This is a genomic window from Halomonas sp. A11-A, from assembly GCF_003182195.1.
Classification (GTDB): domain Bacteria; phylum Pseudomonadota; class Gammaproteobacteria; order Pseudomonadales; family Halomonadaceae; genus Halomonas; species Halomonas alkalicola.
Map to the genome: position 1 here is coordinate 26,354 of NZ_QGTM01000030.1, position 7,345 is coordinate 33,698.

13 protein-coding genes are annotated in these 7,345 nt (G+C 62.4%); all 13 read left to right on the forward strand.

Annotated elements, in window-relative coordinates; all coding sequences use genetic code 11:
• The first annotated feature begins 32 nt into the window (after nucleotides 1–32).
• The 13 genes from rpsH to rplQ all read left to right on the forward strand — a co-directional run bounded on the left by rpsH (nucleotide 33) and on the right by rplQ (nucleotide 7,035).
• On the forward strand, nucleotides 33–425 hold the full coding sequence (rpsH, locus tag DER72_RS14495; RefSeq protein WP_110070678.1) for a 30S ribosomal protein S8: 393 nt from the start codon (nucleotides 33–35) through the stop codon (nucleotides 423–425).
• Between the two features lie 9 nt (nucleotides 426–434).
• Nucleotides 435–965 carry a 50S ribosomal protein L6 gene (gene rplF / locus DER72_RS14500; RefSeq protein WP_110070679.1) on the forward strand — a complete coding sequence of 177 codons (531 nt, stop codon included), beginning with the start codon at nucleotides 435–437 and terminating at the stop codon, nucleotides 963–965.
• Nucleotides 966–974: 9 nt separating this feature from the next.
• Nucleotides 975–1,325, forward strand: a complete 351-nt coding sequence (rplR, locus tag DER72_RS14505) for a 50S ribosomal protein L18 (protein ID WP_023007536.1) — start codon at nucleotides 975–977, stop codon at nucleotides 1,323–1,325.
• Between the two features lie 11 nt (nucleotides 1,326–1,336).
• Complete coding sequence (gene rpsE / locus DER72_RS14510; protein WP_110070680.1) at nucleotides 1,337–1,837, forward strand: 30S ribosomal protein S5; 501 nt, start codon at nucleotides 1,337–1,339, stop codon at nucleotides 1,835–1,837.
• Nucleotides 1,838–1,842: 5 nt separating this feature from the next.
• Nucleotides 1,843–2,025, forward strand: coding sequence for a 50S ribosomal protein L30 (rpmD, locus tag DER72_RS14515; protein ID WP_110070681.1), 183 nt, complete (start codon nucleotides 1,843–1,845; stop codon nucleotides 2,023–2,025).
• 3 nt (nucleotides 2,026–2,028) lie between these two features.
• Complete coding sequence (gene rplO, locus DER72_RS14520; protein WP_110070682.1) at nucleotides 2,029–2,463, forward strand: 50S ribosomal protein L15; 435 nt, start codon at nucleotides 2,029–2,031, stop codon at nucleotides 2,461–2,463.
• Nucleotides 2,464–3,795: a preprotein translocase subunit SecY gene (gene secY / locus DER72_RS14525; RefSeq protein WP_110070683.1), complete on the forward strand. Its 1,332-nt coding sequence runs from the start codon at nucleotides 2,464–2,466 to the stop codon at nucleotides 3,793–3,795.
• A gap of 77 nt (nucleotides 3,796–3,872) precedes the next feature.
• Nucleotides 3,873–3,986, forward strand: a complete 114-nt coding sequence (gene rpmJ, locus DER72_RS14530; protein WP_031384759.1) for a 50S ribosomal protein L36 — start codon at nucleotides 3,873–3,875, stop codon at nucleotides 3,984–3,986.
• A 123-nt stretch (nucleotides 3,987–4,109) separates the two neighbouring features.
• Nucleotides 4,110–4,466, forward strand: coding sequence for a 30S ribosomal protein S13 (rpsM, locus tag DER72_RS14535; RefSeq protein WP_110070684.1), 357 nt, complete (start codon nucleotides 4,110–4,112; stop codon nucleotides 4,464–4,466).
• A gap of 39 nt (nucleotides 4,467–4,505) precedes the next feature.
• The gene (rpsK, locus tag DER72_RS14540) at nucleotides 4,506–4,892 is read left to right on the forward strand and encodes a 30S ribosomal protein S11 (RefSeq protein WP_013331014.1); all 387 of its coding nucleotides are present in this window, start codon (nucleotides 4,506–4,508) and stop codon (nucleotides 4,890–4,892) included.
• 12 nt (nucleotides 4,893–4,904) lie between these two features.
• Entirely contained in the window at nucleotides 4,905–5,525 is a 621-nt protein-coding gene (gene rpsD, locus DER72_RS14545; RefSeq protein WP_110070685.1) for a 30S ribosomal protein S4, read from the forward strand.
• Between the two features lie 79 nt (nucleotides 5,526–5,604).
• Nucleotides 5,605–6,603, forward strand: a complete 999-nt coding sequence (locus tag DER72_RS14550; RefSeq protein ID WP_110070686.1) for a DNA-directed RNA polymerase subunit alpha — start codon at nucleotides 5,605–5,607, stop codon at nucleotides 6,601–6,603.
• 39 nt (nucleotides 6,604–6,642) lie between these two features.
• Nucleotides 6,643–7,035 carry a 50S ribosomal protein L17 gene (rplQ, locus tag DER72_RS14555; RefSeq protein WP_110070687.1) on the forward strand — a complete coding sequence of 131 codons (393 nt, stop codon included), beginning with the start codon at nucleotides 6,643–6,645 and terminating at the stop codon, nucleotides 7,033–7,035.
• Nucleotides 7,036–7,345 lie beyond the last annotated feature (310 nt).

The window sequence follows — 7,345 nt, forward strand, 5'->3', positions numbered from 1 at the left end:
CGCCACGTAGAGATATCAGGAGCGCAATGTAAATGAGCATGCAAGACACTCTGGCGGATATGTTTACCCGTATCCGCAATGCGCAGATGGCCACCAAGGAGACGGTCACCATGCCGTCCTCCAAGCTGAAGATCGAGGTGGCCCGCGTGCTGAAGGACGAGGGTTACATCACCGACTTCGCGGTGACCGAGAGCGCCAAGCCCGAACTGACCGTTACCCTCAAGTACTTCGAGGGCAAGCCGGTCATCGAGCATCTGCAGCGCGTGTCCAAGCCGTCCCTGCGTCAGTACAAGGGCAAGGGCGAGCTGCCGAAGGTCGCCGATGGCCTGGGAATCGCGATTGTCACTACCTCTCAGGGTGTGATGACCGATCGCGCGGCTCGCAAGGCCGGTGTCGGTGGCGAAGTCATCTGCACCGTATTCTAGGAGTTTGGAATGTCCCGCGTAGCCAAATATCCGGTAAAAGTGCCCGCTGGCGTCGAGATCAAGCTCGACGGTAACCAGCTGACCGCCAAGGGCGGCCAGGGCACACTGTCACTGACCATTCATCCCGATGTGGTGATCGGTCAGGAAGAGGGTCAGCTGACCTTCACGCCGAGCGAGTCCGCCAAGAGCTGGGCCATGGCCGGCACCACCCGTGCCCTGGTTCAGAACCTGGTCACCGGCGTGAGCGAAGGCTTCACCAAGACCCTCGAAATCATCGGCGTCGGTTATCGTGCCCAGGCCAAGGGCCAGACGCTCAATCTGTCACTGGGCTTCTCGCACCCGGTCGATTACACGCTGCCTGAGGGTGTCACGGCGGAAACGCCCAAGAACACCCAGATCGTGCTGAAGAGCGCGGACAAGCAGAAGCTCGGCCACGCTGCAGCGGAAATCCGCGCCTTCCGTCCGCCTGAGCCCTACAAGGGCAAGGGTGTCCGGTACGCCGACGAGCAGGTGCGTCGCAAAGAAGCCAAGAAGAAGTAAGGCAGGGTTATGAACGCGAAGAAAGAATCTCGTCTCCGTCGTGCCCGCCGCGCTCGCGCCAAGATCCGCGAGCTGGGCGTGTATCGCCTGTGCGTCAACCGTACCCCCCGTCACATCTACGCGCAGATTATCTCGCCGGATGGTGGCAAGGTCCTGGCCAGCGCTTCCACGCTGGACAAGGCCCTGCGTGAGGGTGCAACCGGCAATGCTGACGCCGCCGCCAAGGTGGGCGCCCTGATTGCCGAGCGCGCTAAGGAAGCAGGCATCACCCAGGTGGCCTTCGATCGTGCCGGCTTCAAGTACCATGGCCGCGTGAAGGCTCTGGCCGACGCCGCTCGTGAAGGCGGCCTGGAATTCTAAAGGGTTTTACGATGGCGAAGAACGAACAGCAAAGCGGCGACCTCCAGGAGAAACTGGTCCAGGTCAACCGTGTCGCCAAGGTGGTCAAGGGTGGCCGTATCTTCGGTTTCACCGCCCTGACCGTCGTGGGCGACGGCAAGGGCCGTGTCGGCTTCGGTCGCGGCAAGGCGCGTGAAGTGCCGGTCGCGATCCAGAAGGCGATGGACCAGGCTCGCCGCAACATGGTCAAGGTCAACCTCGCAGGCACTACCCTGCAGTACCCGGTCAAGGCCCGTCACGGCGCCTCCAAGGTGTACATGCAGCCGGCTTCCGAGGGTACCGGCATCATCGCCGGCGGCGCCATGCGCTCCGTGCTCGAGCTGGCAGGCGTCCACGACGTCCTGGCCAAGTGCTACGGTTCCACCAATCCGGTGAACGTGGTGCGGGCTACCGTCAAGGGCCTGACTGCCATGCAAGCGCCGGAAGACATCGCCGCCAAGCGCGGTCTGTCTGTCGAAGCGATCACGGGGTAAATACCATGGCAGCAACACTCAAGGTTACCCAGACCCGCAGTACCATCGGCATCCTGCCCAAGCACAAGGCCACCATGAAGGGCCTCGGGCTGCGCCGCATCGGTCACACGGTTGAACTGGAAGACACCCCTGCCGTACGCGGCATGATCCACAAGGTCAACTACCTTGTGCGCGTTGAGGGAGAGTAATCCATGAAACTCAATAGCCTGAGCCCGGCACCGGGTTCCAAGCACGCCGAGAAGCGCGTCGGTCGTGGCATCGGCTCCGGTCTGGGCAAGACCGGTGGCCGCGGCCACAAGGGCCAGAAGTCGCGCAGCGGCGGCAGCGTCAAGCCCGGCTTCGAGGGCGGTCAGATGCCGCTGCAGCGTCGTCTGCCGAAGTTCGGCTTCACCTCCATGAAGTCGCTGGTCTCCGAAGAAGTGCGCCTGGGCGAGCTCGCCAAGGTCGCCGGTGACGAGGTCACCCTCGAGACCCTGAAGCAGGCCAACGTGCTGAAGGACGCCACGCTGCACGCGAAGGTGATCCTCTCCGGCGAACTGAACAAGGCGGTTACCGTCCGCGGCATCAAGGTCACCAAGGGTGCCCGTGCTGCGATCGAAGCCGCCGGTGGCAAGGTAGAGGACTAAATGGCCAAGTCAGGAAAAGTGCCGGCGATGGGCAGCGGTCTGGGTGAACTGTGGGCGCGTCTGCGCTTCGTGCTCCTCGCCATCGTGGTGTACCGGATCGGTGCCCACATCCCCGTGCCCGGTATGAATCCTGACCAGCTTGCTGCCTTGTTCAGGGAGCAGCAGGGCACCATCCTGGGCATGTTCAACATGTTCTCGGGTGGCGCCCTGGAGCGCATGAGCATCATGGCGCTGGGCATCATGCCCTACATCTCGGCGTCGATCATCATGCAGCTGCTGACCGCGGTCTCGCCCCATCTTGAGCAGCTCAAGAAGGAAGGCGAGGCCGGTCGTCGCAAGATAAGCCAGTACACCCGCTACGGTACCGTGCTGCTCGCCCTGGTCCAGGGCACCGGCATGTCGGTGGGCCTGGCCAGCCAGGGTATCGCCTACACGGCCGACTTCAGCTTCTATTTCACCGCCATCGTCACCTTCGTGTGTGGTGCGGTGTTCCTGATGTGGCTCGGCGAGCAGATCACCGAGAAGGGGATCGGCAACGGCATCTCGCTGCTGATCTTCGCCGGCATCGTCGCGGGCCTTCCGGGTGCCGTGGGCCAGGCCTTCGAGCTGGCTCGCAACGAGGGCGCCTGGAACGTGCTGCCGCTGCTGGCACTCTCCGTGCTGGGTGTCGCCACCGTGGCCTTCGTGGTGTTCATCGAGCGCGGCCAGCGTCGCATCACCGTGAACTACCCGCGTCGTCAGGTCGGCAACAAGATGTACGCCGGCCAGAGCAGCTACCTGCCGCTGAAGGTGAACATGGCGGGCGTCATTCCGCCGATCTTCGCCTCCAGCATCCTGCTGTTCCCGGCCTCGCTGGGTCAGTGGGTGGGTGCCGGCGACGGCCTCGAGTGGCTGCAGCGTGCTTCCCAGGCCCTCGGGCCGGGGCAGCCCCTGCACATCTTGCTTTTCGCCGCGGCGGTGGTATTCTTCTGCTTCTTTTACACAGCGCTGGTCTTCAATCCCAAGGACGTCGCCGACAACCTCAAGAAGTCGGGTGCCTTCCTGCCGGGGATTCGTCCGGGCGAGCAGACCGCTCGCTACGTCGACAAGGTCATGACCCGTCTGACCCTGTTCGGCGCCTTGTACATCACTGCGGTTTCCCTGATGCCCCAGTTCCTGATCGTGGCGTGGAACGTGCCGTTCTTCTTCGGCGGTACCGCGCTGCTGATCATCGTGGTGGTCATCATGGACTTCATGGCCCAGGTGCAGTCGCACCTCATGTCGCACCAGTACGAGTCGGTGATGAAGAAGTCCAACCTGAAAGGCTACGGTAGCGGCGGCATCATGCGCTGAGGCGCGCCGCACGTGAATTGGCGCACCGCGGGGCGAGCGATCGGCTCGCGGTGCGAGCCAACCTTGGAGATGGAACGATGAAAGTTCGTGCTTCCGTAAAGAAAATGTGCCGCAACTGCAAGATCATTCGTCGCAATGGCGCCGTGCGCGTCATCTGCACCGAGCCGCGGCACAAGCAGCGCCAGGGCTGAACCTGACGCTGTACTGAACCGGGTGCCGGCATGCCTCTTGCCCTCTCGCGGGGAAAGGGGTATGCTGTTGCGCCTTTTGTAGTAGACCCAACGAGCAAGCCGCTCAAATTTCGGAGTAAGCTGATGGCCCGTATTGCAGGCGTCAATATCCCGGACAACAAGCATGCGGCGATCTCGCTGACCTATATCTTCGGGATTGGCCGCACTCGTGCACAGGACATCTGTGCCGCGTCCGGCATCGCGCCGACCACCAAGATCCAGGATCTGTCCAGCGAAGAGCTGGATACCCTGCGCTCCGAGGTCGGCAAGTACACCGTAGAAGGTGACCTTCGTCGTGATGTGACGCTGAATATCAAGCGTCTCATGGACCTGGGTTGCTACCGTGGTCTGCGTCATCGTCGTGGTCTTCCGCTGCGTGGTCAGCGTACCAAGACCAATGCGCGTACCCGTAAGGGCCCGCGCAAGCCGATCCGCAAATAACACGCACGTTCTGGCGTAAAGACAGGAAGATACATCAACATGGCTAACCCGCGTAGCAATCGCAAGAAGGTTAAAAAGCAGGTAGTGGATGCCGTTGCGCATATCCACGCCTCTTTTAACAACACGATCATTACGATCACAGACCGCCAGGGCAATGCTCTTTCCTGGGCAACTGCCGGTGGTTCGGGTTTTCGTGGTTCTCGCAAGAGCACCCCGTTCGCTGCTCAAGTAGCAAGCGAGCGTGCAGCGACCGCTGCAGCCGAGTATGGTGTGAAAAACGTCGACGTGCTGGTCAAGGGCCCCGGTCCTGGCCGTGAATCCGCCGTGCGCGCACTCAATGCCGCCGGCTTCCGCGTGCAGAGCATCACCGACGCGACGCCCATTCCCCACAATGGCTGCCGTCCGCCGAAGAAACGCCGCGTTTAAGGAGACAGATTCATGGCTCGTTATATTGGACCGAAGTGCAAACTGTCTCGTCGTGAAGGCACCGACCTCTTCCTCAAGAGCGGTGTGACTCCCTTCGAGAAGAAGTGCAAATCCGAGCAGATTCCGGGTGTGCACGGCCAGCGTCGTCAGCGTATTTCCGAATACGGCTTGCAGCTTCGCGAGAAGCAGAAAGTGCGCCGCATGTATGGCGTACTCGAGAAGCAGTTCCGCAACTACTACAAGGAAGCGGCCCGTCTCAAGGGCGCGACCGGCGAAGTGTTGCTGCAGCTCCTCGAATCCCGACTGGACAACGTCGTCTACCGCATGGGCTATGGCTCTACCCGCTCCGAAGCTCGGCAGCTGGTCAGCCACAAGGCCATCGCCGTGAACGGCCGCACCGTCAACGTGGCTTCCTACCAGGTCAAGCCGGGTGACGTGGTCTCCGTTCGCGAGAAGGCGAAGAACCAGGCGCGCATCCAGAGTGCCCTGTCACTGGCCGCCAACCGCGGTGATGTGACCTGGATCGAGGTCGATGCCAAGAAGATGGAAGGCACGTTCAAGGCGCTGCCCGAGCGTGGCGACCTGACGGCCGACATCAACGAGGCCCTGATCGTCGAGCTGTACTCCAAGTAAGCGCTGCTAGCGCCCGGCCCCCTCGCGGGGGCCGGCTCAGAGTACCGAGTATCCGTTTGGCAGCCTGAAAGGTGTACATATGCAGCGTTCAGTGACCGAGTTTCTTCGCCCGCGCGACATCAAGGTCGAAGAGATCAGCGCACATCACGCGAAGATCGTGCTCGAGCCCTTCGAGCGTGGCTTCGGCCACACCCTGGGCAACGCACTGCGTCGTATCCTGCTCTCGTCCATGCCCGGCTGCGCCGTGGTGGAAGTCGAGATCGGCGGTGTCGATCACGAGTACAGCGCGATCGAAGGGGTCCAGGAAGATGTCATCGAGATCCTCCTGAACCTCAAGGACGTGGCGATCAAGATGCACAGCCGCGATGAGGCGGTGCTCTCGCTGAACAAGCAGGGCCCGGCCGTCGTTACCGCGGGTGACATTGCCCTCGACCACGACGTCGAGATCGTCAACCCCGAGCACGTCATCGCCCACGTCAACGAGGGCGCCGAGCTGAAGATGCAGCTCAAGGTGGCACGCGGCCGCGGCTATGAGCCGGCGGACGCTCGCATCGGGGCAGACGACGAGTCTCGTGCCATCGGCCGCCTGCAGCTGGATGCGACCTTCAGCCCCGTGCGTCGGGTCTCCTACAGCGTCGAGGCCGCGCGTGTCGAACAGCGCACCGACCTCGACAAGCTGATCATCAGCCTGGAGACCGACGGCACCCTGGATCCCGAAGAGGCGATCCGTCGCAGCGCGACCATCCTGCAGGATCAGCTGGCCGCGTTCGTCGATCTGGAAGCCGACAAGGAACAGGAAGTGGAGGAGGAGGAGGATCATATCGATCCGATCCTGCTGCGCCCCGTAGACGATCTCGAGTTGACCGTTCGCAGCGCCAACTGCCTGAAGGCCGAGAACATCTATTACATCGGCGATCTGATCCAGCGCACCGAGGTGGAGCTGCTGAAGACGCCGAACCTCGGCAAGAAGTCCCTGAACGAGATCAAGGACGTTCTGGCAGCGCGCGGTCTTTCCCTGGGCATGCGGCTGGAAAACTGGCCGCCGGCTAGCCTGAAGGACGACAAGGCCTCCGCGTGAGCGCCGACCCGAGTCCCAGTTTGGTAAGGAATCACAACCATGCGTCATCGTAAGAGTGGTCGTCATCTGAATCGGACCAGCTCGCATCGCCAGGCCATGTTCAAGAACATGAGCGTGTCGCTGATCGAGCATGAGGTCATCAAGACAACCCTGCCCAAGGCCAAGGAGCTGCGTCGCGTCATCGAGCCGCTCATCACCCTGGCCAAGCAGGACAGCGTCGCCAATCGTCGTCTGGCTTTCGCCCGCACCCGCTCGAAGGAAGCGGTGGGCAAGCTGTTCAACGAGCTGGGCCCGCGTTACGTCGAGCGTCCGGGCGGTTACGTCCGTATCCTCAAGTGCGGTTTCCGCACCGGCGACAACGCGCCCATGGCCTACGTCGAGCTCGTCGACCGTCCGGTCGTCGAGGCCGAGGAAGCTGCCGCCGAGGAGTGATCCTCGAGCGGCCTCCCGCCAAGGTACGCCAAACCGGCCCCTTCCAAGGGGCCGGTTTTTTATGGTGCGCCAGGCATGGCGCGCAGCGCCTGACTGGCGCTATTTCCGAGGGTGGTGTCTCGGAATGACTTGGGGGTGAAAGTCCCCTGCACGCCCGGCAAGGGGAAGTGCTAGCCGACGGCAAGGGTGTCTCCCGCGAGGGGGGATCTGAAGGAAGCCCGAGGCAAAACGCTGGCCTGACGAACAGGAAGCGGATACGAGGCGGCATGGCGGGGTGAGATGGCCAGAATCATCAAAGCCCAGTACTTGC